The sequence below is a fragment of the Candidatus Enterococcus moelleringii genome (assembly GCF_017377575.1).
Classification (GTDB): domain Bacteria; phylum Bacillota; class Bacilli; order Lactobacillales; family Enterococcaceae; genus Enterococcus_A; species Enterococcus_A moelleringii.
The window spans coordinates 28,244-52,032 of record NZ_JAFREM010000027.1; the positions used below are offsets into that span (position 1 = coordinate 28,244).

The following is a 23,789-nucleotide window of genomic DNA, read 5'->3' on the forward strand; positions in this document are numbered from 1 at the left end:
CTGTTATATAATAAAAGCAAGAATTGAGATAGAGAGAAGATGAAAGCATGGATAAGCAGCGACCAACGGCCGTTTTGGCGGCTTTGATTGCCAATATTTTAGTAGCCATCAGTAAATTTGTTGGCTATGCCGTCAGCGGCAGTGCGGCGATGTTGAATGAAAGTATCCATAGTGTAGTGGATTGCAGCAACCAAATCCTTTTGCTGTTCGGCAACAAACGGGCCAGCCGCGGACAAAGTGCTCTGCATCAATTTGGCGAGGGTCGGGCTAAGTACTTTTTTAGTACAATTGTTGCGACGATGCTTTTTTTTGGTGGTGGTGCACTAGGTGTAATGGAGGCTTTGGAAAAGCTTTTTCACCCGAGTCATGAAGTAGAAAACACTTGGATTGTTTTGGTGATCCTAGTCTTTGGCATTTTAGTGGAAGGCAGCTCGCTAAGGGTAGCACTAAAAGAAATTCACGAGTTGAACACGGAGAAGTTACCTTTGTTCCGTTTTTTACACGAAAGTCGTCACAGCGAAATTTTGATTATTTTTACTGAAGATTTTTGTGCCGTAATTGGTTTGGTGTTAGCTATTTTAGGGACATTGCTGACTGCTCTCACTGGCAATCCCATGTTTGATGCTTTAAGCGGTTTAATGATTGGCTTACTATTGATGTTTGCTTCCATCTTTTTAGCCCGGGAATTTTACAGCTTAATCGTAGGGGAAAGTGTTTCCCAAGCAGATTTAGCAAAAATCCAAATGGCCTTTCAACGCCCTGAAGTCAAACGCTTGATTGACGTTAAGACGGTTCATTTGAGCCCTGAGGAAGTACTGATTGCAGCTAAGATGGATATCAATGATGCGTATGAAGAAATCAGCTATAAAGTAATCAACGAAATTGAGCTTCAAATTCGGCAATCACTGCCAGATAAAAAAGCGTATATTTACATTGAAATTGATGAATTTGATCCGAATTATGCCGTAAGGGAGCAGAGCTAATGGCCCTGCTCTTTTTCTCATGGCAGTAAATCCCTAAGATTCACTAAATTTCCACATAGTTTTCGCAAAACATTTTCATAAACGTACGTTCTCTATGGTAGAATAACAATAAGATTTTTTTAAAGGAGCAACCCATGAAAAAAAGAGGATTTGAAGTAGTTACAAAGTACCAAAATCAAGAAATTCACTTGCCGGAGCGGGCAACTAAAAATGCGGCCGGCTATGATTTCGAAGCAGCTGAAGATATCGTTATTCCAACTTTTTGGAAACGATTGGTGGCACAGGTTACCGGTAAAGTTGATCAAGAAGAAAAATTGGTTAAACCAGTGCTGGTTCCAACGGGTATTAAAGCTTACATGGGTGAGGACGAGTACTTGCAATTAGCGAATCGCTCCAGCAATCCTTTGAAACGCTTTTTAAGTCTAAGCAACGGTGTTGGAGTCATCGACAGCGATTATTACAACAATCCTGATAACGAAGGGCACATCATGTTTCAATTTACGAATTTTGGCCTGACGGATGTTACGATTAAAAAAGGTGAACGAATCGGCCAGGGAATTTTCCTGCCGTTTTTAAAGGCTGACAACGATTGTGCGACAACTGAACGAACAGGTGGATTCGGCTCTTCCGATCAGCATCAAAAAAACTAGTTTTATGTTAAAATTAAAGAGGTGGAATTGTGGCAAAAAAAGCTAAAACACAATTTATTTGCCAAGAATGCGGCTATGTTTCGCCGAAATATTTAGGCCGCTGTCCCAATTGCGGCCGCTGGAACACATTAGTAGAAGAGGTCATTCAAGATACTGAAGACCGTCGCAACCGCGTCAGTCTAACGGGTGAAAAGGCCCAACCAACGCTTTTGAAGGATGTTGTCTTCACAAAAGAAACCCGAATTGAAACCCAGCTAGCTGAATTGAACCGAGTGTTAGGCGGCGGTGTAGTTCCCGGATCGCTAGTATTAATTGGTGGTGATCCTGGGATTGGTAAATCAACATTGCTACTGCAGGTGTCTCATCAACTAGCAGCTACCGGCGGAAAAGTTCTTTATGTCTCGGGAGAAGAAAGTGCCCAGCAGATCAAGCTGCGAGCACAGCGTCTAGGCTCCAGCGACACCGATTTTTACTTGTATCCAGAAACGGATATGGGAGAAATCAGTCGAGTAATCGAACATATTAAGCCAGATTTTGTTATCATTGACTCGATTCAAACCATGACCCAGCCTGATATTTCCAGTGTGGCTGGATCAGTCAGTCAAGTCCGTGAAACTACGGCAGAATTGCTAAAGCTGGCGAAAACCAACGGCATTGCTATTTTCATCGTTGGGCATGTAACCAAAGAAGGAAACATCGCTGGTCCAAGGATGCTGGAGCATATGGTGGATACCGTTTTGTATTTTGAAGGGGAAAAACACCACAGCTTCCGAATTTTACGGGCAGTGAAAAACCGGTTTGGTTCCACTAACGAAATCGGGATCTTCGAAATGCGGGAAACCGGTCTGGTGGAGGTTGCCAATCCGTCACAGGTGTTCTTAGAAGAACGGCTGGAAGGCGCAACTGGTTCAGCAATTGTTGTTGCCATGGAAGGTAGCCGGCCGATTCTAGTTGAAGTGCAGGCCTTAGTGACACCAACCGTTTTCGGTAATGCCAAACGTACCACAACCGGTCTGGATTTCAACCGGATATCCTTAATTATGGCAGTTTTAGAAAAACGTGCGGGATTGCTGCTGCAAAACCAGGATGCTTTCTTAAAGGCCGCTGGCGGGGTAAAATTGAATGAACCAGCCATTGACTTGGCAGTAGCGGTAGCGATTGCTTCCAGCTACAAAGAAAAAGGAACGGAAGCCACCGAGTGTTTTATCGGTGAAATTGGTTTAACTGGCGAAATTCGCCGGGTGAACAGCATCGAGCAGCGGGTCAAAGAAGCAGTAAAACTAGGCTTCAAGCGAATCTATTTACCAAAAAACAACATGGGAGACTGGACGCCGCCAAAAGGAGCCGAACTTATCCCAGTTGCTACGATTGGTGAAACGCTGCGTAAAGTATTTAAGTAATCAAATCACCCAGACTGTTTGCCCCAGCGGCCAGCAGTCCAGGTGTTAAAGTGAATTTCTTAACAGACCTTTTCGATAAGAAAGGGCCTGTAAGAAAATTGACAATTTAGGAGGGAAGTCATGCAAAAACGTGTATTAACTGTCATCATTGTTTTAGTTGGGATCAGTATGGGGATTACCTTGCTGCCGACAGCATGGATGGCAATCGGACAAACCGACAATTTCTGGTTGAATAATTCTTTGACGAATGGCCTGATTGGCGCAATTATTTTCTTATTATTATCCGTGGTCCTCGTCGAACCCATTACAACCGGAGTAAAAAAGATCGAGAAACAATTAAACGAATTAAGCTTAACCTATTTACTGTTTGGAACAGTGGGAGCGATTATCGGCCTAACTTTAGGGCTGTTTGTTACCAATCCTCTATATAATTTAGAGGTGCCTTTTGTAAATAGTGCGTTGCCGATTCTGATTATGATTTTGTTAGGTTACTTGGGATTTCGGATGGGAACGACCCGAATTGATGAGTGGAAAAAGATATTTACTCCCCGCTCTAAAAAGCCGGAAAATCAAGAAGGCGAAGTGTTAGATCGCAAGGCGGATGAAAATTTCCATAAGTATAAAATTTTGGATACCAGTGTCATCATCGATGGCCGGATTTACGACATTGCTAAAAGCGGCTTTTTAGAAGGCGTGCTGATGATTCCGAACTTCGTCTTGTATGAATTGCAATACATTGCCGATTCAGGCGACAGCTTGAAACGGGTAAGAGGACGCCGCGGTTTGGATATTTTGAATTCTTTGCAAAAAGAAGACGGTATCTCAGTGGAAATGTACGATGGCGACTTTGAAGACATCAACGAAGTCGACAGCAAGCTGATCAAATTGGCGAAATTATTGGATGGTGTGATTGTCACCAACGATTACAACCTGAATAAAGTTTCTGAGTTCCAAAATGTCGCAGTTCTAAATATCAATGCATTAGCTAATGCGGTAAAACCAGTGGTTATTCCTGGCGAGAACATGAATGTCCTGCTGGTAAAAGCCGGAACGGAACGCCAGCAAGGGGTCGCCTACTTAGATGACGGCACCATGGTAGTCGTGGAAGATGGGCAGCATTATATGAATGAACATATTGAAGTTGTCGTAACTAGTGCTTTGCAAACAGCCGCCGGACGGATGATCTTTGCTAAGCCAGCTCATTCAAATCGCAACCTTAAAGATGATTCACCCGAGAAAAAAATTGAGTATCAAGATGGCAAGAAGGATTGACCCTTTACTAAATAGCCGATTGATTGTACAATTTGAGCAGTGAAGCAGGCGTTAGATCTGCTTAATTAAGCGGGAAAGAGGAGTTCACATGTCAAAAATTCGTGTGCGTTACGCACCAAGTCCAACTGGACATTTACACATTGGAAATGCTCGGACAGCATTATTCAACTATTTATTTGCTCGTCACAATGATGGTGAATTTATCATTCGTATTGAGGATACTGATCAAAAACGCAACATTGCAGACGGCGAAAAAAGCCAACTGGAAAACCTGGCTTGGCTAGGAATGGATTGGGATGAGTCTCCGGAAAAACCAGGAGCATACGGTCCTTACCGTCAGTCTGAACGTAAAGAAATCTATCAACCGCTAATCGATCAATTATTAGCCAGCAACTGGGCTTACAAATGCTACTGTACCGAAGAAGAATTAGAAGCTGAACGTGAAGCACAAAGAGCTCGCGGCGAAATGCCTCACTATGGCGGTAAATGCGCTAGCTTATCTCCTGAACAGCAAGCAGAAAAAGAAGCACAAGGTTTAGAACCCGTGATTCGTTTCCGCGTACCACGCAATACCAGCTACAGCTTTGAAGATATGGTTAAAGGTGAAATCACTTTTGAATCTGACAATGTCGGCGGCGACTTCGTCATTCAAAAACGCGATGGCATGCCAACTTATAACTTTGCTGTTGCCGTAGATGATCACATGATGAAAATCACTCACGTACTACGTGGCGATGATCACATTGCCAACACACCAAAACAATTAATGATTTACGATGCCTTTGGCTGGGCCCGCCCAACCTTCGGACACATGACGTTAATCATCAATAGCGAGACAGGTAAAAAGCTAAGCAAACGGGATGAATCGATTCTGCAATTTATCGAACAATACCGTGAGCTAGGCTACTTGCCAGAAGCAATGTTCAACTTTATCGCGTTATTAGGCTGGTCACCAGTTGGAGAAGACGAAATCTTCTCACCAGAAGAACTTGTTAAAATGTTTGATACGAAACGTTTAAGCAAATCACCAGCTGCCTTTGACCAGAAGAAATTAGAATGGGTAAACAACAACTACATCAAAGCAATGGATCTAGATGCCTTGACTGAATTGTGCTTGCCATATCTAATTAAAGCCGGCAAAGTAGAAGAAACTCCAGATGCTGACCGTAAAGCTTGGGTAAAACGTGTAGTTGGTTTATATCAACCGCAAATGAGCTATGCAGCTGAAATCGTGGAGGTTTCTCAATTATTCTTTGAAGAACATCCTGTTTTGGATGAAGCAGCTCAAGAAGTCTTGGCTCAAGAAACAGTTCCAATGGTTTTAAGTGCCTTCAAGGAACAATTAACAGATATGGAAACTGTTGATGCGGCTGGTGTATTGGCAGCAATCAAAGCCGTTCAAAAAGAAACAGGCGTTAAAGGCAAAAACCTTTGGATGCCGATTCGGGTAGCCGTTAGTGGTGTAACCCACGGTCCTGAATTGCCAGAAACCGTTGAATTATTAGGTAAAGAAAAAGCTTTAGCACATTTAAATCAAGTAATGTAAACACATCGAAAAGAAGAAGTAGCAGGGAATAAGTCCTTCAAAGAGAGTCTGCGGTTGGTGTAAGCAGGCAGGGACAGAACTGTGAAATGCATCTTGGAGTGGTTTTGGCGATAGGTAGCCAAAAACGGATGAAAACGGCCGTTACCCGTAAGAGGCAGCTAGTCTGCAAACAAAAGTGGGACCACGTCAGCGCGCGTCTTTTGAGGAAACTCAAAGGATGCGCGTTTTTTATGTCTAGAAGTATTGGGGGAATTCTTTTACTAAGGGGAGTAAGGGAAATTCGTTGTCTGAAAGAAAAGGAGCGATTAAAATGGGATGGTGGAAACAAGCGATAGAAGCTACCAAACGGAATGATCCTGCTGTCAAGTCAAGTGTTGAAGTCGTATTAACATATCCTGGGATACATGCTTTGTTTTTTCATAAGCTGTCCCATTTTCTTTATAAGCAAAACTTGTTTTTATTGGCTCGGATCCACTCGCAGTTTTGGCGGTTTTTAACCGGGATTGAGATTCATCCAGGAGCTAAGATAGCTCCCGGAGTGTTTATCGACCATGGTTGCGGAGTGGTAATTGGTGAAACAGCGGAAGTAGAAGAAAATGTCGTGCTGTTCCACGGCGTAACCTTAGGAGGGACCGGAAAAGATACGGGCAAACGTCATCCGACTGTCCGCAAAGGGGCTTTTATTTCAGCCAATGCACAAATTTTAGGCCCGATCGAAATCGGAGTCGGTGCTAAAATCGGAGCCGGAGCAGTGGTTTTAAATAATGTACCTGACCATGCTACAGCAGTAGGGGTACCAGCTAAAATAGCAAGAATTAACGGAAGGAAGGTTCCACATGATTGAAATTTATAATACGTTAACCCGTGAAAAAGAAGCATTCAAACCAATTGAAGAAGGCAAAATCCGCATGTATGTCTGCGGACCAACTGTCTACAATTACATCCATATCGGAAACGCCCGCAGTACGATTGCTTTTGATACAATTCGCCGCTATTTTGAATACCGTGGCTATGAAGTGAATTATGTCTCGAACTTTACCGATGTGGATGACAAAATTATCAAAGCAGCCAAAGAACTATCGCTGACAGCACCAGAAGTAGCCGATCGGTTTATCGCTGCCTTTGAAGAAGATACCGCAGCACTAAACGTAAAACCAGCTACGTTGCATCCGCGGGTAATGAATCATATTCCTGATATTATTGATTTTATTACCGTGCTGGTGGAAATGGATTATGCTTATGAATCCAACGGTGATGTGTATTACCGCACCCGCAAATTCAAAGATTATGGGGAATTAAGCGATCAATCCATCGATGAGCTGGAAGTTGGCGCTAGTCAGCGGACCGGCAGCGAACAGCTGCAAAAAGAAGATCCGTTAGATTTTGCTCTGTGGAAATCAGCTAAGCCAGAAGAAATTGCTTGGAAATCACCTTGGGGAATGGGACGTCCCGGCTGGCATATCGAGTGTTCAGTTATGGCTACCAAGCATTTAGGTGACACGATTGATATTCACGGTGGCGGTCAAGATTTGGAGTTTCCTCACCATGAAAATGAAATCGCCCAAAGCGAAGCGAAAACCGGCCAAAAATTTGCCAATTATTGGATGCATAATGGCTATGTAACCATTGGTGAAGACGACGAAAAAATGAGCAAATCTCTAGGCAACTTTGTAACTGTTCACGACATGGTTAAAGAAATTGATCCGCAAGTGCTGCGTTTCTTTATGGCAACTACACAATACCGTCGGCCAATCCGTTACAGTGAAACAACCATGAAGGATGCTCAAGCCAACTTGCAACGCTTACGTACAACCTTTGAAAATGTGAATTTCCGTAAAGATACGGCGGTAGAGCAGCTGGCTGATGATGAACAAAATATTCAAGTCATCAATGATTTGGAAGTTCGCTTTGTCAAAGAAATGGACGATGACTTTAATGCTGCCAACGGAATTACGGTCGTTTATGAATTAGCTAAGTGGTTAAATCAATATATTGAAAAGTCTGAGGTTTCTGCCGCTGTTTTAGAGGCCGGGGTGTCAATGTTTACTCAGCTGCTAGCTGTATTTGGGATTAACTTTGAAACAGCTGGTTTATTGGATGAAGAGGTGGACCAATTAATTGCGGAACGTAACCAAGCCCGCAAGGATAAAAACTTTGCCCGCAGTGATGAAATTCGCGATCAATTGAAGGATCAAGGAATTATTTTAGAAGACACGCCGCAGGGTACTCGATGGAGAAGAGCCTAATGATAGATGTAAAACAATTAAGCGGATTGACCTTGGCTTACGTAGGCGATGCTATTTATGAAAGCTATGTTCGGGATTTCCTAGTTCTTTCTGGCCAAACCCGACCAAACAAACTGCACCACATGGCTACTCGTTATGTTTCGGCTAAAGCTCAAGCGATGCTGATTCATGAGATGGATGCTGTTGAGCTGCTGACAGAAGAAGAACAAGGCATCTACCGGCGCGGGCGTAATGCAAAAAGCTATACTTCCGCGAAGAATACCGATAAAATGACCTATCGCATGTCGACGGGATTTGAGGCTGTAATGGGCTACTTGCATTTGTTAGGTCAAAAAGAACGTTTAGAAGAATTAATGGATTGGTGTATTAAGAAAGTAGGCGAAGTAGATGAAGGACAAGCGTAAACGCAAGCCGCAGAAAGCGGTAGTAGTACCTGAAGAGAATAATAATGAAGAAAAGAATTTTGTCTTTGGTCACCACGCAACGGTGGAAGCACTGCAGGCAGGTCGCGGAAATAAATTATTTTTACAAGAGGATGCCCGCGGTGAAAAAATTGAACAGTTAAAAGGCTTAGCTCAAACGCAAGCTGTTCCGGTAAAATGGGTACCAAAACAAAAATTAGATACTTTAAGTGATCATGGCGTGCATCAGGGGATGTTGCTGGCAATTACGCCGTATGAATACTTAACTCTGGATGGTCTGCTGGAACAAACCACGGCAGAGGCACCCTTTTTGCTGATTTTAGACAGTTTAGAAGATCCCCATAACTTTGGATCTATCTTACGAACCGCGGATGCCAGCGGGGTAAACGGAGTAATTATCCCTAAGCATCGCTCGGTGGGGATCACACCAGTAGTAACGAAGGCATCAACGGGCGCGGTCGAGTATGTACCAATTGCTCGAGTGACTAACCTTAGTCAAGCCATCAAGCAATTAAAGGATGCTGGCTACTGGGTCTTTGGAACAGATATGGAAGGAACGGATTATCGTCAGTGGAAAGTGGACGGTCCGATTGCTTTGATTATCGGCAACGAAGGTCGCGGAATGAGTGCGGGTCTGAAAAAAGACGTAGACGAAATGCTGACTATTCCAATGACAGGACATGTACAGAGCTTAAATGCTGGTGTAGCAGCAGGTCTTTTAATGTTTGAAGTACTGAGAAAGCGAAGTGGCAGCTGATGAAAAAGCAGTTACTGCTGGTGGACGGCTATAACATGATTGGTGCTTGGCCGGAGCTTTCCCTGCTAAAGAAACAAGACCACCTAGAGGAGGCACGGGAAGTACTGCTAAATCGTTTGTCCAATTATGCTAAGTATCAAGGCTTGGAAATAATTGTGGTGTTCGATGCGCAGCTGGTTCCAGGAATTCAAAAAAGTTACCAAAAATATCAGCTGACTGTTGTCTTCACTAAAGAAGACGAAACAGCGGACAGCTACATTGAACGAACAGCCGGTGAGTTGAATGATCGCTTGACCCAAGTAACCGTGGCTACTAGTGATTTGGCGGAGCAATGGACCGTGTTCTCTCAAGGCGCTTTACGAACTTCGGCTCGAGAGCTGTACAAGGATCTTCAAAAAACGGAAGAGACCATTTTAGGTGCTGCAAAAGATACACAATTTACCGATTTTCGTCGCAATTCTCCATGGAACGAAGAGCAATTGAACAATTTGTCCCAAAAAAGGGACGAATTAAGCCAAAAATAAAAAATCGCGTTTAACCACTTCTATTTTGATAAAAAACGGGTATTATTTTTATCAAAAAGGAGTGGTTGTGTTGTGTTAAATCAATTAAATTGTTTGTTGGAGAAGGCAAAATCGGGTGATGAGTGCTCGTTCAAAATTCTTTTTGAAGAGTACCAGGGAGTCGTCTTCACCATAAAGAAGAAGTATTTTATTCGGATTTTTGATACAGATGATTGGCTGCAAGAGGGTAGAATAGCATTGAATGATGCGATCATGAGCTACGAACAGAATCAAAAAGTTAGTTTTGGTCTGTATTTCAAAATAATTTTTGAGCATCGGATTCAAGGACAGCTGCGAAAGCAAGAGGCAAAAAAGCGGAAAGTCGAGAAGAACATCATTCCGATTGACACAGTGGGACTTGATTCTGTAAGCTCGACATTATTTTATCATGAGTATGTGGATGAAGCGCTGATTATGCACGAAACACTGGAAAATTTGGAAGCTCAATTGTCACCTTTTGAAGCTCAGGTTTTTATGAAATATATGAAAAGTGTTGAAATATCGGACATAGCGAAAGGACTGGGGAGATCGCCATCTTCGGTGTCACGGAGCTTATCGCGGGCAAAAAGAAAAATAAAAAATGAGTTATCTTATCAAGAATAGCTTTTGAAAACGCATACAACGGTTGGCGCTGTATAAGGGGTTGCAAAACAATTTCTCTTATGATAACATTGTAAATTCCAACTTTTTCTGTTATACTGTAGGGTGAGGTGAACTGAATGCCAACAACTTTAGCAACCATCAAGCAGAGCTTAGAGGATCGTTTAGGTAGTCCGATTTTACTAGTCGCTCAAACAGGCAGAAAACGTCAAACACAACGCAGAGGAATTCTAACTGAGATTTATCCATCTGTGTTTGTAGTCGATTTGGATCCTGAAGAAAATTCTTTTGAACGAGTATCGTACAGTTATTCCGATGTATTAACACGTACAGTAGAAATTGAATTTTTAACTGAAGCAGTTTAAGAGCCATGGAGCAATTTTGCTCCATGGTTTTTATGTGTCTTAAATTTTACAGATCAGTGGGTTTCTCTTGAATGACTACAGGGTCTTCGGTTTTTACGTGTTCCTGCAAATGTTTCTGTTCGGCTAATAGATCACGGATGTCAGCCAAATAATCTTCAGCTGTGGGTGCCACTTCTTCTTCCGGTTCTTCTTTATTATGACCGCCTATTGTTTGAGCTCGATTGGCAGCTTTCACAATTAAGAATAGTACGAAACCAGTAATTAAAAAGGTAATAATAGCACTAACGACATCGCCAAAGGCAAATTTAACTCCCTTAACTGGTACCCAGTCTAAAACAGAAACGGCAGCCTCTAAATCTTGTCCCTTGGTAAATAACGAAACGATCAAACCAACCAGCGGAGTAATCAACCCATCAACTACTTGGGTTACAATTGCAGTAAAGGCACTCCCGATTACAACCCCGACAGCCAGGTCAATCACATTGCCTCGCATTAGAAAGTCCTTGAATTCTTTAAACATTTTCTTCCTCCTTATCTTCTCACTTACAAGTATAGCGAACTCCCTAAGAAAGATGAAACAAAAGGCCTCACTATAGCAAATCCCGGCTTTCCCCTTTTTCCTGTGCTATAATTGAGGGTAATGACAAATTAAAGGAGCGTATCTATGATTCGACTAAAAAAAGGTATTCGGCTGCATGTCTTACCCACGAAAAAATATAAAACAATTCAAATCTACGGACGCTTTACTACGCGTTTAACGAGAGAGAAAATGACGACTCGTACGTTACTAGCAAACTTATTAGAAACGAACTCGTTGCATTATCCGGACCAAACAAAACTAAGTGCTCACCTGGCAGAGTTATATGGTGCTGGCTTTGGCTTGAGTGTCGGCCGCAAAGGCAATATTCATTGGATGAATCTGGGAATTAGTGTTGTAAATGGAAAATATGTAGATGATTCTACAATCTTAGCCCAGGCGGTTGATTTGTTTAAAGAAATACTCTTTTATCCGAACATTAAAGACGGAAAATTTGATGAGCAAACCTTCCAATTGGAAAAAGAAAATTTGAAGGGCTATTTGGAAAGTTTGGAAGAAGACAAGCAAACCTTGGCTTCTTTAAAGCTGCAGGAAACATATTTTACCGATGACGCTCAGAAAATTCCAAGCTTTGGGACAGTAGCAGATTTGCAGCAGGAAACAAGTCAAACAGTTGCAGATTATTATCAGGAAGTCCTAGCAAAAGATCAACTGGATATTTTTGTGGTAGGCGATGTTACCGAGGAAGAGGCGGAAAAACTATTTTCTGCGCTGCCGTTTACTGACCGGGAAGAAATCTCACCTGAAATCTATTATGAACAAACCACCAGCAACGTCATTCGCGAACAACAATTACAGGAATCAGTCATTCAAGGGAAATTGAACTTGGCATATTCTACTGGTATTTATTACGAAGATTTGCTGCGATTTCCGCTATTGGTTTTCAACGGCTTGTTTGGCGGGTTCCCTCATTCCAAACTGTTTATGAATGTGCGGGAAAAGGAAAGCTTGGCGTATTATGCCTCCAGTACCTTTGACACCTTCCGGGGATATTTAAGTGTCCAAACCGGAATTAACAGTGAAAACCGCAACAAAGTACTCCACCTTGTCAATGAACAGCTGGAAGCCCTGCAACAAGGAGACTTCACTGATTTAGCTTTCCAACAAACAAAAGCAATGCTGAAAAACCAATATTTATTAGGCTTGGATCGTCCACAAAACATGATCGAGATCGCTTATTTGGACCAGTGGTTGCCAGGAAGTCAATTGTCAGATGAACAATGGCTGAAACGATTAGAAGGAGTGACTAAGCAAGAAGTTCAAGAAGTAGCGAAACAGCTGCAGCTTCAAGCCATCTTCTTTTTAGACGGAGGAAAGCAAAATGGATAAACAAACCTATGAAAAAATCAACGAAACCCTATATAAAGAAATTCTGCCAAGCGGCTTAACGGTCTATTTGCTGCCTAAAGAAGACTACCATAAAGCTTATGGCCTGTTCAGCACAAATTACGGTTCTATCGACAATACCTTTATCCCTCGTGGTGGGGAAGAGTATATCACAGTACCTGATGGCATTGCCCATTTTCTAGAGCATAAAATGTTTGAAAAAGAAGAAGGCGACGTTTTCCAAAAATTTGGTGAACAAGGGGCCTCGGCCAATGCTTTTACCAGCTTTACTCGGACCAGCTATCTGTTTTCAACCACCGATCAGCTGGAACTAAATTTGAAAACCTTGTTGGATTTTGTGCAGGAGCCTTATTTTACTGAGGAATCGGTGCAAAAAGAACAGGGAATTATCGGACAAGAAATTCAAATGTATCAGGATGATCCCAATTGGCAGCAGTTCTTCGGTATTTTAAAAAATATGTATCCGAAGCATCCGCTGCACATCGATATTGCTGGTACGATTGAATCGATTGCCGAAATTACGGCAGAAGACTTGTACACTTGCTATCGGACATTTTACCATCCTAGCAACATGACCCTGTTTGTGGTGGGGAATCTGGAACCTGAAGCATTGATGGACTTCATTAAAGAAAATCAGGCCCAAAAAGAATTTCCAGCACCGGAACCGATTCAACGTCAATTCCCGCAAGAAGAGGTGGAAGACATTGTTAAGGTCAGCGAACAGACAATGCCGGTAGCTATTCCTAAAGCGATCATCGGTATTAAAGGAATCGCACCATTGGCGGAGGATGACAAAGAGCGGTTGATTTTCAAATTATCCGTTGATTTGCTGCTGCAGCTGCTATTGGGGAGTACTTCGCAAAATTATCTGCGCCTGTACAATGATGGGATTCTGGATGACAGCTTTGGTTATGAATTTTCGTTGGACCGCAGCTTTTATTTTGCTGATTTTGGTGGTGATACCGAGAAGCCAGAGCGTTTGGCAGATGAAGTGACGAATATTTTGTTGAACTTTGAAGAAGATGCTGAGATTAGCGAAGAGAATCTGGCTTTATTGAAGAAAAAAATGCTGGGCAAATATTTCCAATCCTTGAATGCTTTGGAATATGTGGCCAATCAGTTTACGCAATCCTTATTTGGCGAATGGACCTTGTTTGATATGCCGGAATTGATTCAAAGCGTGCAGCTGGATGATATTTTAGCGGCGGGCAAGCTGTTGTTTAAGGAAGAAGCTTTCAGTCGCTTCTACATGCGCAAGGAGGAATAAGATGCCCTATGGCCTTGTAATGGGGGCTAGCGGGGATATTGGACAAGCCATCTGTTATGCTATGGCAGCAGATGGCTGGTCTCTTTATTGTCACTACCACCACAATCAAGAAAAAGTATTAAGTTTAGTTTCAGACTTACGCCAACGTTATCCTCAGCAAGATTTTTTTGTGGTATCCTTAAACATGCTAGAGGAGTCTGCAATCTCGGACTTTGTGAACCAGTTATTTCAAGTAGACGGCGTCATTTTTGCTTCAGGCTTTACGGTATACAATTTATTGCCGGAGGTTACTAGCCAGCAAATGGACAGTCTATGGCAAATTCATATGAAAACACCGCTGTTACTGTTGCAGCAGCTGCAGGCCAAGTTGGCTCAAAGCGGCCGAGGACGAGTTATTTTTATCAGCTCGGTTTATGGTCAGCACGGCAGCAGCATGGAAACTGTGTATAGTGCCGTGAAAGGTGCGCAAGAGGCGTTTGTTAGAGCCTACTCAAAAGAAGTGGTCACCTTAGGAATCACGGTGAATGCTATCGCACCCGGTGCAGTGAATACGCAAATGAATCAAAACTGGTCAACAAGTGAAAAAGAGAGCTTAGCAGCAGATATTCCTTTAGGGCGAATGGCCGAACCGTTAGAAGTGGCAGCGGCATGCAATTATTTATGTTCAAAGGAAGCCAGCTATACAACTGGGACAACCTTAGTGGTTGCCGGCGGCTGGATGAATTAAGGAGTAGAAAACGAGTGGCTACTATAAATATAGGTGAAACATTACGAAAAGCCCGAATCGATCAAAAAATTAGTCTGGATGAGCTGCAGCAAAAAACGAAAATTCAAAAACGTTATTTGATTGCCTTAGAAGACAACGACTTTCATTTACTGCCAAGCGACTACTACTTGCGGGCGTTTATTCGCCAATATGCAGAAGAAGTAAGGCTGGATGGCAATTATTTATTAGATGTTTACGATGGAAAAGATCAGCCGCAGCCGGTTTATCCTGAAATTGCTCCGGTGGAAGGCTCTCGCAAGAAAAAACACGCGGAGAATCCAACGAAGAAACGGGTGAAGGCCAGTCTGCCTACTGTACTTTTAGGATTGGTTGCTTTGTCGATTGTGGCAGTTGTTGGTTATATGATGTGGCTGGACAATCAAGGGGAGCCGATTATTTCTCCGAATAATTCGATGGCGGTGGAAAATTCAGTCAGCTCCAGTGAGAGTACTTTAGAAAGTACTAGTGAGAGCAGTTCAACTGTTGAAAGCACCAGCGAATCCTCTGAAGAGCCTGAAAAACCAAAAATGGCGATTACGATGGAAAATAATACGACTAACACGGCTCAGATGAAAATTGATCAAATTGATGGTCCGGTGAAGTTAACCTTTACTGGCAGAGAACGGGTATGGGTAGGTGTTCAGGTGAACGGGGCATTGATTTATCAACACACTCTGCAGCCAAACGAAACCCAAACTACGGAGTTGCCGGCCAATACGGCTCAGGCGATGATTACACTTGGGATTGCTGATTATGCAAGTATTGAAGTGAATGATGAACCGTTGGATTTCCAACCGGCAGGCTCGCTTAGTCAAAAGAATATTAATTTAACCATGAATTATGTGCAGCAGTAAGAAAGGAGCAGAACATTGAACTTACCAAATAAATTAACGGTCATTCGAATTTTCATGATTCCGTTATTTATGATTATTGTGTTGGCCCCCTGGGATTGGGGTACACTGAACGCTGGAGGGACCGCTTTACCGGTTACTCAATTAGTCGGAGCGATTGTTTTCGCCATTGCCAGTTATACCGACCATCTGGACGGACAAATTGCTCGTGCCAGAGGATTAGTCACCAACTTCGGTAAATTTGCCGATCCGTTGGCTGACAAAATGCTTGTGATGACCGCTTTTATTATTTTAGTAGAGCAAGGCAAAGCACCAGCTTGGGTGATTGCGATTATTGTCTGCCGTGAATTAGCAGTAACTGGTTTGCGTCTATTGATTGTAGAGCAAGGCGGAGGCGTAATGGCCGCTGCGATGCCTGGTAAAATTAAAACAGCAACTCAAATGATTGGGATTGTTCTGCTTTACTTGAATAATGTACCTTTTAATTACATCGGTATTCCGGTGGATCAAATTATGCTGTATGTTTGTCTATTCTTTACCATCTATTCTGGCTATGATTATTTTGCTAAAAACACAGCCTTATTCAAAGGCTCAATGTAAGCTAAGAATTAAATTTGAAATTGTACCGAAGTTATTCTGTTATCTGAATATCCGAACTATAAGAGATGGCTCTGTCAAGAGGGGCTTCATCATTTTATAGTTCGGATATTTTTTTGTTGGGAAAATACTTTTGGGCAGTTCTTTTTTATAAAAAGTCACAATTTTAGTAGTTTTAAAGAGTGAAGGGATTTCTGACAAAAAATTGCCGAAATTTTCGTTTTTCTGGTATAGTTGAAGGGAAATTGCGTATCTTAAGAAAGAAGTGGATGAAATGAAAGCAGAAATTATTGCTGTCGGAACAGAATTATTAATGGGACAAGTTGTAAACACCAATGCGACCTTTTTATCGGAGCAACTGGCGGATTTAGGAATTGATGTGTATTACCATACCGTGGTAGGAGACAATCCAAAGCGATTGGAGGAGTTGTTGCAGTTAGCTGATACCCGAAGTGATTTAATCATCTTAGGCGGCGGTTTAGGGCCCACAGATGACGATCTGACTAAGAACGTATTGGCTGACCACGTCGGAGTACCACTGGTACAAGATGCTGAAGGGTACGCACACATGATGACCTTCTTTAAAAATCGCCAGCATCCAATGACACCCAACAATTTGCGGCAAGTGGAAACATTAGAAGGGGCAGTTCCATTGCAAAACCGTACCGGACTAGCAATTGGCTGTCTTTACAAAGGGGAAAAGAACAATTACATTCTATTGCCTGGACCTCCTAGTGAATTGAGACCAATGTTTCTGGAGCAAGCGAAACCATTGCTGCAAAAGGAATTTCCAACGCAAGAAGTTCTAACCTCACGTGTGCTGCGTTTTTATGGAATTGGCGAATCGCTGTTGGTAACAGAGCTAGCTGACATGATTAAGCATCAGTCTAACCCAACGATTGCACCTTATGCGAAGCCTAATGAAGTGACCCTGCGCATTACCGCAAATACGGTAGATGACACTTCCGCAACCGTACTGTTGGATCAAGTCGAAACGGAAATCATGGCTAAAGTCGGGGATTACTTTTATGGTTATGGCGATACCAACAGCTTGGAAGAAGTTACCGTTGACTTATTGAAGAAGCATCACTTAACCGTAACAGCTGCTGAAAGTTTGACGGCTGGTGAGTTCCAATCGACTCTAGGACAAATTCCGGGTGTTTCGGAAGTGTTCCCTGGCGGATTTGTAACTTATTCTAAAGCTGCCAAAGCGGCCTTTTTAGACATTGATCCGGCCTTGCTGGATACGTATGGCGTCGTGAGCCGCGAGTGTGCTCAAGCGATGGCGGAACATGCTTTAGCGAAAGCCGGCACTGATTTTGCGGTCTCATTTACCGGCGTAGCAGGTCCTGATGAGCTGGAAGGACAAATTCCAGGAACGGTCTATATTGCCCTTGCGCAAAAGGACCAAGAAACGGTAGTTACCGAGAATCACTTCTCCCGTGATCGGTCTTATGTGCGTCACAGCGCGGTTATGAAGGGGTTAGATTTGATCCGTCGAGCAATTTTAAGTAAAGATTAAAAATGCGAATGTTTGTTCGTTTTTAGCTTGCTTTTTTGGTCGCAAACCGATAAACTAATACTACTGACCCGAGAAAAATCATTCACTGAAATGTTTTTATTATAAGGAGGATTCGCATTTGGCTGACGATCGTAAAGCAGCATTAGAAGCTGCAATGAAGAAGATTGAAAAGAACTATGGTAAAGGCTCCATCATGAAATTGGGCGATAAAATCGACCAGCAGATTTCAACAATTCCAAGTGGCTCATTGGCACTGGACGTGGCATTAGGTGTAGGCGGCTACCCTCGTGGACGCGTAATCGAAATCTACGGACCAGAAAGTTCTGGTAAAACCACAGTGGCATTACATGCCATTGCTGAAGTACAAAAACAAGGCGGAACCGCAGCCTTTATCGATGCGGAACACGCATTAGATCCACAATATGCTCAGAATTTAGGCGTAAACATCGACGAATTGCTGTTGTCACAACCAGATACAGGTGAGCAAGGGCTAGAAATCGCTGACGCACTGGTATCCAGTGGCGCGGTGGACATTATTGTAATCGACTCGGTTGCTGCATTAGTACCACGTGCAGAAATCGACGGCGAAATGGGCGCTTCCCACGTTGGTTTGCAAGCTCGTTTGATGTCACAAGCATTACGTAAATTGTCAGGCTCTATCAACAAGACGAAGACGATCGCGGTATTTATTAACCAAATTCGGGAAAAAGTCGGCATCATGTTTGGTAACCCGGAAACAACACCTGGTGGACGTGCGTTGAAATTCTACGCAACTGTTCGTTTGGAAGTACGTCGAGCTGAACAATTGAAGAACGGTACGGATATTGTTGGTAACCGGACTAAGATTAAAGTTGTGAAAAACAAAGTGGCACCGCCATTTAAAGTGGCTGAAGTTGATATCATGTACGGACAAGGGATCTCACAAGAGGGCGAATTGTTAGACATGGCATCTGAACAAGACATTATCGATAAGAGTGGTGCTTGGTACAGTTACAAGGACGAACGAATTGGTCAAGGTCGGGAAAATGCCAAGAAATACTTGTCTGAGCATCCAGAAATGACCGCCGAGGTATCCACTCGCGTGCGTGCGGCTTACGGTATCGGCGAAGCAGTCGATGTCCCAGACGAAGTCGAAGATCTAGAACAAGAAGAACTACCATTAGAAGAATAAACCATCAGACACTAACGAGACTACCCTCTTGTTAGTGTCTTTTTTTACCAGTCGTGCTTTTCGCAGTATATAAAGATAGAAGTCAAAATGATTGATTGCATTTTTAAAATGATACGAGAAGTTTAGCACGATGGTATGCGTATGAAAATCGAACTTGTTTTTCCCGGTCTTGGAAAAACAAATTCCTTTATCCTGAATTAGCTGCCAGTCCCCCACTCAGTTTCTGTCTCCTCATTAATCCAAATCCAATCGTAAAATTTAATCAATCCCCTAACAAATCGCATTTTCCCAAATATCGGGGAATAAATTCATTAAACGGGATAATTAGGTTGAAATAAGAGCCCAATGCCCCATAATATCGAAAGTGTCCTCTGACAAAGGAACTATTTACAGAAAATTGAGAACGCTATCGTCAAATAAAGTTGACACCCTATCTTTCAAACATTAGAATAAAGTTGTGTGACTTTACAATACACACGCATGCAAGTAGGCATATTGATAATTTTAACCGCGTTTATCAAAAAACTACACATAAAAAAATAGATAGTACGGAGGTGGATTCAATGACAGTTCCTATTCTCCTCGCTATCATCGGTTTAATTGTCGGTCTTGGTTTAGGTTTTATGGTTGCAAAATCGCGCCATGATAAAGAAATTGATGGGGCACAAAACTCAGCTAAAGGGATTATTAGTCATGCAAGAAAAGAAGCTGAAACCTTAAAAAAAGAAGCTTTGTTAGAAGCCAAAGAAGAAAACCAGCAGTATCGAGCACAAGTTGAAAGTGAGTTGAAAGAAAGCAAACAAGAATTAAAAACTCAAGAAAATCGCTTGCTTCAAAGAGAACAGTCTTTAGATCGTAAAGACGATTCAATCGAGAAGCGTGAAAACTCACTGGAAGACAAAGAAACAAAACTCAGTGCTAGACAGCAATTAATTGACGAGCGAGAAAAAGAAGTAGAACACTTAATTGAAGAGCAACAAACAAAACTGGAACAAGTAGCTTCATTAAGCAAAGAAGAAGCTAAAGATGTCATCATGCGCACGACTGAAGAAGAATTGAACCATGAATTAACTATAATGGTAAAAGAATCTGAACAAAGGGCCAAAGAAGAAGCAGATCGCAAAGCGAAAAACCTTCTGGCAATGGCTATTCAACGTTGCGGTGCTGATGCAGTTTCTGAAACAACCGTTTCTGTTGTCACATTACCGAATGATGAGATGAAAGGTCGCATCATTGGTCGTGAAGGACGGAATATCCGCACCTTGGAAACCTTAACGGGGATTGATTTGATCATTGATGATACGCCGGAAGCGGTAGTATTGTCAGGCTTTGATCCAATCAGACGAGAAATTGCTCGTATGACATTAGAGAAATTGATTCAAGACGGACGGATTCATCCGGCCCGAATTGAAGAAATGGTTGAGAAATCTCGCAAGGAAATGGACGAACGTATTCGTGAATACGGGGAACAGGCCGCCTTTGAAGTCGGTGCCCATACCTTGCATCCAGATTTAATCAAGATTTTGGGTCGCTTGCATTTCAGAACCAGTTATGGTCAAAATGTCTTGGATCATTCCGTGGAGGTTGCCAAATTGACTGGTGTCTTAGCTGCCGAATTAGGCGAAGACATCCAAATGGCGCAACGTGCCGGATTGCTGCATGATATCGGAAAAGCGTTAGACCACGAAATCGAAGGTTCCCACGTTGAGATCGGTGCTGAATTAGCAGCGAAATATCGTGAGAATTCAATCGTAATCAATGCCATTGCTTCTCACCATGGCGATACAGAAGCAACTTCAGTGATTTCAGTGCTGGTAGCAGCCGCTGATGCTGTATCCGCAGCTCGCCCAGGTGCCCGCAGTGAATCATTGGAAAATTACATTCGCCGCCTAGAAAACTTGGAAAACATCTCCAACAGCTTTGATGGCGTCGATTCCAGCTTCGCCGTACAGGCCGGACGTGAAGTTCGCGTGATGGTTAAGCCGGAAGAAATTTCTGATTTAGAATCTGTTCGTCTGGTTCGCGATATCCGTCGCAAGATCGAAGACGAATTGGATTACCCAGGTCACATCAAAGTAACTGTTATTCGGGAAACCAGAGCAACAGATTACGCAAAATAGACACCGATAAGACAAAAATCCTCTGTGATTTTTGTCTTATTTTATTTTTACGAATGTTTAGCGAAAAAGTTTACGAAATTAGGCAGTTTCAAGTTGGCAAATGGTCTAGAATAGGCTACGATAATAGAAAAGATGAGTAGGAGAAACCAAGTGAATAAACGTATGACGCACATAAGTAAATGGTTCAAACGTCATGCAACCTTATTAAAGATTCTTTTCTTTGGGATTGTTTTATTTTTCGTCGCCAATCAAGTGACTCATATCGCGCAAGGCATGAGCTGGCAAGAGGTTTGGCAGACGATTCAAGAGCAGGATCAATGGTCTTTATTAGGTATGCTGGGAGTCGGTTTGGCCGGTGTTGTCCCGATGCTCCTATATGACTTTGTTGCTATTAAAACACTAGAAGATGAAGGTCGGCCCAAGATGGAACGCAGCGATTGGCTGATAGCTGCTTGGACCACCAACACGATTAATAATTTAGCCGGTTTCGGTGGCGTTGTCGGAGCGAGTCTGCGGGCCAGCTTCTACGGTAAAAATCTGGAAAAGAAAAAAGTGCTGGCTACAGTTTCCAAGGTCGCTTTGTTTATGCTGAGCGGACTTTCGGTATTAGCCTTCATTACGGCACTGGATCTGTTTCTGTTTCGGACCGATAACCCGTTTGTCCGCTATCGCATTTGGCTTTTGCTGGGCGGTGTTTTTGCTCCGCTGTTATTTGCTTTGGTGTATACTCGCCGCAAAACCTTGTTTAAAGAATTCAAAACCAAAAGCATCGTCCTTTTGTATCTGGCTTCTTTAGGTCAATGGCTGGGCGCTTTGGCAGTATTCTTAACGGTTGGGCATTTGATGGGGATTCGTTTAGCCATCAGTGCGGTCTATCCGATGTTTGTGATTGCTACCGGCTTCGGGATGATTACCATGATTCCTGGTGGCGCCGGAACCTTTGATGTCATGATGATTTTAGGCTTAGGCCATCTAGGCTTGAGTCAAAGTCAGGCAGTTGTCTGGATTCTATTTTATCGGGTGTTTTATTATCTGCTGCCGTTTCTTTCTGGTATTTTGATCTTCTTAACCAGTACCAGTGTGCGGATGAATCGCTATTTTGATAATTTGCCGCGGATTTTGTCGCAAAAGCTGGCCCATGCGATTCTGGTGGGCGCGGTGTATTTTGCCGGGATTATGATGATTCTGCTGTCGACCTTCACGAACCTTTCCAATATCAGCCGCCTGTTTGAGGTGTTGCTGCCTTATTCCTTTGACTTTTTGGATCAGACCTTGAACCTGTTAGTGGGCTTCCTGCTTTTGGGATTGGCTCGGGGAATTGCGGAAAAGGTGCGTAAAGCTTTCTGGCCGACGATTTTACTGCTGGCTTTTGGGATTGTGAATACGGTGGCTAAAACAGCATCGCTGCGGCTGATTATTGCCTACGTGCTGGTTCTTCTGATTGTGTGGGCTTCCCGCAAAGAATTCTCCCGCAAACGGTTTGTCTATTCGTGGGGCGGTTTGATTGTAGATGGATTGATTTTTGGCATTCTGTTTATCTTTTATGCGGTGGCTGGCTATCAAAGCGGTCAATTTTGGCGAGATGCGCCGGTTTCCAATGGCTACTTTGCTTTTCCTTCAGAGGAAATCTGGGTTTCAGGAATTATCGGTTTAATTCTTTCGATTCTGTGTTTGGCAATTTTGTATCAGTATTTGACTCAAGGTAAGGACGAGTTGGGAACTGATTGGGACGAGAAACGTTTCAACTATTTAACCAATCGTTATGGCGGAACAGCTGCAGGCCACTATCTGCGTTTGCCTGGCTATACTTACTATTATTATCAAGAAAACGGTAATGATCAGATTGTTTTTGGTTTCCAGACAAAGGCCAATAAGTGCTTTGTATTAGGCAATCCGATTGGAAATCGCGAAAAGTGGCAGGCAGCTACGATTGCTTTCTTGGAGCATGCCGATCGTTTAGGCTACCAGCTGGCTTTCTACAAGATTTCCGATGATTATGTATTGCTCTTGCATGATTTAGGCTTCCACTTTGATAAGATTGGCGAAAATGGCGTGACTGATTTCCAAGCGCATCCTCGGGAAGTGTTCTCTGATCGCTTTGAATTTAAGCGGCTAACCAATGAAGGCTATCAATTTATCTACTTTAAGACGATTCCTGATGAGGTATATGAAGAAATGCGGGAAATCTCGGAAGAGTGGTTAAATGGCGAGAAGGAAAAACACTTCTCGGTAGGTCGGTTTGATCGGGCGTATATGGAAGCGAGTCAGGTGGGAATTGTCCGAGATCCGGCGAATCGGATTGTTGGTTTTATTTCCAAACAACCGATTGACGGAAATCGAGCGTCTTATGATTTGCTGCGTTATCGCAATGATGTGCCTAAGGAATTGCCGACATTTTTGAAGCTGCAATTAATGGATGAGTTGAAGCGTCAAGGCATCCAGCAGGTGTATCAAGGCATGGCGCCGCTAGCGAAGGTGGGCGAAACTTCGTACTCTTTCCTAGGTGAACGGATTATGAACCTAATCTACAAATACGGCAATTCCTTCTATGACTTCCAGCAAGTGACGGAAGAGAAGACCCTCTATGTAGATTACTGGCGACCTCGCTATTTTGCGTACATGAAGTCCAGCAGCTTTGCTTTTTCAGCACTGCAGCTGCTTCTGTTGATTGGCCGTGGAAAAAACAAAGGGGCAACCTTAACAGAAGAAATGATTGAAGTATAAACGAAGACTCGGCCTGAGGATA

The 23,789-nt window shown here is 42.9% G+C and carries 22 protein-coding genes and 1 other annotated feature; of the genes, 21 read left to right on the forward strand and 1 reads right to left on the reverse strand.

Going from position 1 to position 23,789, the window contains the following annotated elements:
- The first annotated feature begins 47 nt into the window (after positions 1 to 47).
- The 12 genes from JZO70_RS16405 to JZO70_RS16460 all read left to right on the forward strand — a co-directional run bounded on the left by JZO70_RS16405 (position 48) and on the right by JZO70_RS16460 (position 10,804).
- Positions 48 to 983, forward strand: a complete 936-nt coding sequence (locus JZO70_RS16405) for a cation diffusion facilitator family transporter (protein ID WP_207674754.1) — start codon at positions 48 to 50, stop codon at positions 981 to 983.
- A gap of 134 nt (positions 984 to 1,117) precedes the next feature.
- On the forward strand, positions 1,118 to 1,633 hold the full coding sequence (locus tag JZO70_RS16410; RefSeq protein ID WP_207674755.1) for a dCTP deaminase/dUTPase family protein: 516 nt from the start codon (positions 1,118 to 1,120) through the stop codon (positions 1,631 to 1,633).
- A gap of 29 nt (positions 1,634 to 1,662) precedes the next feature.
- Complete coding sequence (radA, locus tag JZO70_RS16415) at positions 1,663 to 3,033, forward strand: DNA repair protein RadA (protein ID WP_207674756.1); 1,371 nt, start codon at positions 1,663 to 1,665, stop codon at positions 3,031 to 3,033.
- A gap of 120 nt (positions 3,034 to 3,153) precedes the next feature.
- The gene (locus JZO70_RS16420; RefSeq protein WP_207674757.1) at positions 3,154 to 4,305 is read left to right on the forward strand and encodes a PIN/TRAM domain-containing protein; all 1,152 of its coding nucleotides are present in this window, start codon (positions 3,154 to 3,156) and stop codon (positions 4,303 to 4,305) included.
- A gap of 88 nt (positions 4,306 to 4,393) precedes the next feature.
- On the forward strand, positions 4,394 to 5,851 hold the full coding sequence (gene gltX / locus JZO70_RS16425; protein ID WP_207674758.1) for a glutamate--tRNA ligase: 1,458 nt from the start codon (positions 4,394 to 4,396) through the stop codon (positions 5,849 to 5,851).
- Positions 5,848 to 6,055 (forward strand) — a binding site (T-box leader). It overlaps the preceding gene by 4 nt.
- Positions 6,056 to 6,161: 106 nt before the next feature.
- Positions 6,162 to 6,695: a serine O-acetyltransferase EpsC gene (epsC, locus tag JZO70_RS16430; RefSeq protein WP_207674759.1), complete on the forward strand. Its 534-nt coding sequence runs from the start codon at positions 6,162 to 6,164 to the stop codon at positions 6,693 to 6,695.
- Entirely contained in the window at positions 6,688 to 8,097 is a 1,410-nt protein-coding gene (cysS, locus tag JZO70_RS16435; RefSeq protein WP_207674760.1) for a cysteine--tRNA ligase, read from the forward strand. Before epsC ends, cysS begins: the two co-directional genes overlap by 8 nt.
- On the forward strand, positions 8,097 to 8,501 hold the full coding sequence (locus JZO70_RS16440) for a Mini-ribonuclease 3 (RefSeq protein WP_207674761.1): 405 nt from the start codon (positions 8,097 to 8,099) through the stop codon (positions 8,499 to 8,501). Before cysS ends, JZO70_RS16440 begins: the two co-directional genes overlap by 1 nt.
- Positions 8,485 to 9,276, forward strand: coding sequence for a 23S rRNA (guanosine(2251)-2'-O)-methyltransferase RlmB (gene rlmB / locus JZO70_RS16445; RefSeq protein ID WP_207674762.1), 792 nt, complete (start codon positions 8,485 to 8,487; stop codon positions 9,274 to 9,276). Before JZO70_RS16440 ends, rlmB begins: the two co-directional genes overlap by 17 nt.
- On the forward strand, positions 9,276 to 9,800 hold the full coding sequence (locus JZO70_RS16450; protein WP_207674763.1) for an NYN domain-containing protein: 525 nt from the start codon (positions 9,276 to 9,278) through the stop codon (positions 9,798 to 9,800). The genes rlmB and JZO70_RS16450 overlap by 1 nt, the downstream gene beginning before the upstream one ends.
- A 72-nt stretch (positions 9,801 to 9,872) precedes the next feature.
- Entirely contained in the window at positions 9,873 to 10,442 is a 570-nt protein-coding gene (locus JZO70_RS16455) for a sigma-70 family RNA polymerase sigma factor (protein ID WP_207674764.1), read from the forward strand.
- Positions 10,443 to 10,558: 116 nt separating this feature from the next.
- Entirely contained in the window at positions 10,559 to 10,804 is a 246-nt protein-coding gene (locus tag JZO70_RS16460) for a Veg family protein (RefSeq protein ID WP_010756310.1), read from the forward strand.
- A gap of 46 nt (positions 10,805 to 10,850) precedes the next feature.
- On the opposite strand, the gene mscL is transcribed toward JZO70_RS16460, so the two are convergent.
- Positions 10,851 to 11,324: a large conductance mechanosensitive channel protein MscL gene (gene mscL, locus JZO70_RS16465; protein ID WP_207674765.1), complete on the reverse strand. Its 474-nt coding sequence runs from the start codon at positions 11,322 to 11,324 to the stop codon at positions 10,851 to 10,853.
- Between the two features lie 144 nt (positions 11,325 to 11,468).
- Here mscL and yfmF point away from each other — a divergent pair, with 144 nt between their 5' ends.
- The 9 genes from yfmF (at position 11,469) to mprF (ending at position 23,767) form a co-directional block, all read left to right on the forward strand.
- A complete protein-coding gene (gene yfmF, locus JZO70_RS16470) occupies positions 11,469 to 12,731 on the forward strand; it encodes an EF-P 5-aminopentanol modification-associated protein YfmF (protein WP_207674766.1) in 1,263 nt (420 codons plus the stop codon).
- Positions 12,724 to 14,016 carry an EF-P 5-aminopentanol modification-associated protein YfmH gene (gene yfmH / locus JZO70_RS16475; RefSeq protein WP_207674767.1) on the forward strand — a complete coding sequence of 431 codons (1,293 nt, stop codon included), beginning with the start codon at positions 12,724 to 12,726 and terminating at the stop codon, positions 14,014 to 14,016. Before yfmF ends, yfmH begins: the two co-directional genes overlap by 8 nt.
- A 1-nt stretch (position 14,017) precedes the next feature.
- Positions 14,018 to 14,743: an elongation factor P 5-aminopentanone reductase gene (ymfI, locus tag JZO70_RS16480; protein WP_207674768.1), complete on the forward strand. Its 726-nt coding sequence runs from the start codon at positions 14,018 to 14,020 to the stop codon at positions 14,741 to 14,743.
- Between the two features lie 14 nt (positions 14,744 to 14,757).
- A complete protein-coding gene (locus tag JZO70_RS16485; protein ID WP_207674769.1) occupies positions 14,758 to 15,636 on the forward strand; it encodes a RodZ domain-containing protein in 879 nt (292 codons plus the stop codon).
- A 15-nt stretch (positions 15,637 to 15,651) separates the two neighbouring features.
- The gene (pgsA, locus tag JZO70_RS16490; protein ID WP_207674770.1) at positions 15,652 to 16,233 is read left to right on the forward strand and encodes a CDP-diacylglycerol--glycerol-3-phosphate 3-phosphatidyltransferase; all 582 of its coding nucleotides are present in this window, start codon (positions 15,652 to 15,654) and stop codon (positions 16,231 to 16,233) included.
- Positions 16,234 to 16,504: 271 nt separating this feature from the next.
- Positions 16,505 to 17,752: a competence/damage-inducible protein A gene (locus tag JZO70_RS16495; protein ID WP_207674771.1), complete on the forward strand. Its 1,248-nt coding sequence runs from the start codon at positions 16,505 to 16,507 to the stop codon at positions 17,750 to 17,752.
- Positions 17,753 to 17,870: 118 nt separating this feature from the next.
- The gene (gene recA, locus JZO70_RS16500; RefSeq protein ID WP_207674772.1) at positions 17,871 to 18,923 is read left to right on the forward strand and encodes a recombinase RecA; all 1,053 of its coding nucleotides are present in this window, start codon (positions 17,871 to 17,873) and stop codon (positions 18,921 to 18,923) included.
- A gap of 563 nt (positions 18,924 to 19,486) precedes the next feature.
- Positions 19,487 to 21,043, forward strand: coding sequence for a ribonuclease Y (rny, locus tag JZO70_RS16505; protein ID WP_207674773.1), 1,557 nt, complete (start codon positions 19,487 to 19,489; stop codon positions 21,041 to 21,043).
- A gap of 162 nt (positions 21,044 to 21,205) precedes the next feature.
- Positions 21,206 to 23,767: a bifunctional lysylphosphatidylglycerol flippase/synthetase MprF gene (mprF, locus tag JZO70_RS16510; RefSeq protein ID WP_207674813.1), complete on the forward strand. Its 2,562-nt coding sequence runs from the start codon at positions 21,206 to 21,208 to the stop codon at positions 23,765 to 23,767.
- The last annotated feature ends 22 nt before the right edge of the window (positions 23,768 to 23,789 follow it).

Excerpts from the sequence above, each read along its gene's own strand:
- JZO70_RS16405 (WP_207674754.1), top strand. The coding sequence starts at position 48 with ATGGATAAGCAGCGACCAACGGCCGTTTTGGCGGCTTTGATTGCCAAT.
- JZO70_RS16410 (WP_207674755.1), top strand. The coding sequence starts at position 1,118 with ATGAAAAAAAGAGGATTTGAAGTAGTTACAAAGTACCAAAATCAAGAA.
- JZO70_RS16420 (WP_207674757.1), top strand. The coding sequence starts at position 3,154 with ATGCAAAAACGTGTATTAACTGTCATCATTGTTTTAGTTGGGATCAGT.
- gltX (WP_207674758.1), top strand. The coding sequence starts at position 4,394 with ATGTCAAAAATTCGTGTGCGTTACGCACCAAGTCCAACTGGACATTTA.
- epsC (WP_207674759.1), top strand. The coding sequence starts at position 6,162 with ATGGGATGGTGGAAACAAGCGATAGAAGCTACCAAACGGAATGATCCT.
- cysS (WP_207674760.1), top strand. The coding sequence starts at position 6,688 with ATGATTGAAATTTATAATACGTTAACCCGTGAAAAAGAAGCATTCAAA.
- JZO70_RS16440 (WP_207674761.1), top strand. The coding sequence starts at position 8,097 with ATGATAGATGTAAAACAATTAAGCGGATTGACCTTGGCTTACGTAGGC.
- rlmB (WP_207674762.1), top strand. The coding sequence starts at position 8,485 with ATGAAGGACAAGCGTAAACGCAAGCCGCAGAAAGCGGTAGTAGTACCT.
- JZO70_RS16450 (WP_207674763.1), top strand. The coding sequence starts at position 9,276 with ATGAAAAAGCAGTTACTGCTGGTGGACGGCTATAACATGATTGGTGCT.
- JZO70_RS16460 (WP_010756310.1), top strand. The coding sequence starts at position 10,559 with ATGCCAACAACTTTAGCAACCATCAAGCAGAGCTTAGAGGATCGTTTA.
- mscL (WP_207674765.1), bottom strand. The coding sequence starts at position 11,324 with ATGTTTAAAGAATTCAAGGACTTTCTAATGCGAGGCAATGTGATTGAC.
- yfmF (WP_207674766.1), top strand. The coding sequence starts at position 11,469 with ATGATTCGACTAAAAAAAGGTATTCGGCTGCATGTCTTACCCACGAAA.
- yfmH (WP_207674767.1), top strand. The coding sequence starts at position 12,724 with ATGGATAAACAAACCTATGAAAAAATCAACGAAACCCTATATAAAGAA.
- ymfI (WP_207674768.1), top strand. The coding sequence starts at position 14,018 with ATGCCCTATGGCCTTGTAATGGGGGCTAGCGGGGATATTGGACAAGCC.
- JZO70_RS16495 (WP_207674771.1), top strand. The coding sequence starts at position 16,505 with ATGAAAGCAGAAATTATTGCTGTCGGAACAGAATTATTAATGGGACAA.
- rny (WP_207674773.1), top strand. The coding sequence starts at position 19,487 with ATGACAGTTCCTATTCTCCTCGCTATCATCGGTTTAATTGTCGGTCTT.
- mprF (WP_207674813.1), top strand. The coding sequence starts at position 21,206 with ATGACGCACATAAGTAAATGGTTCAAACGTCATGCAACCTTATTAAAG.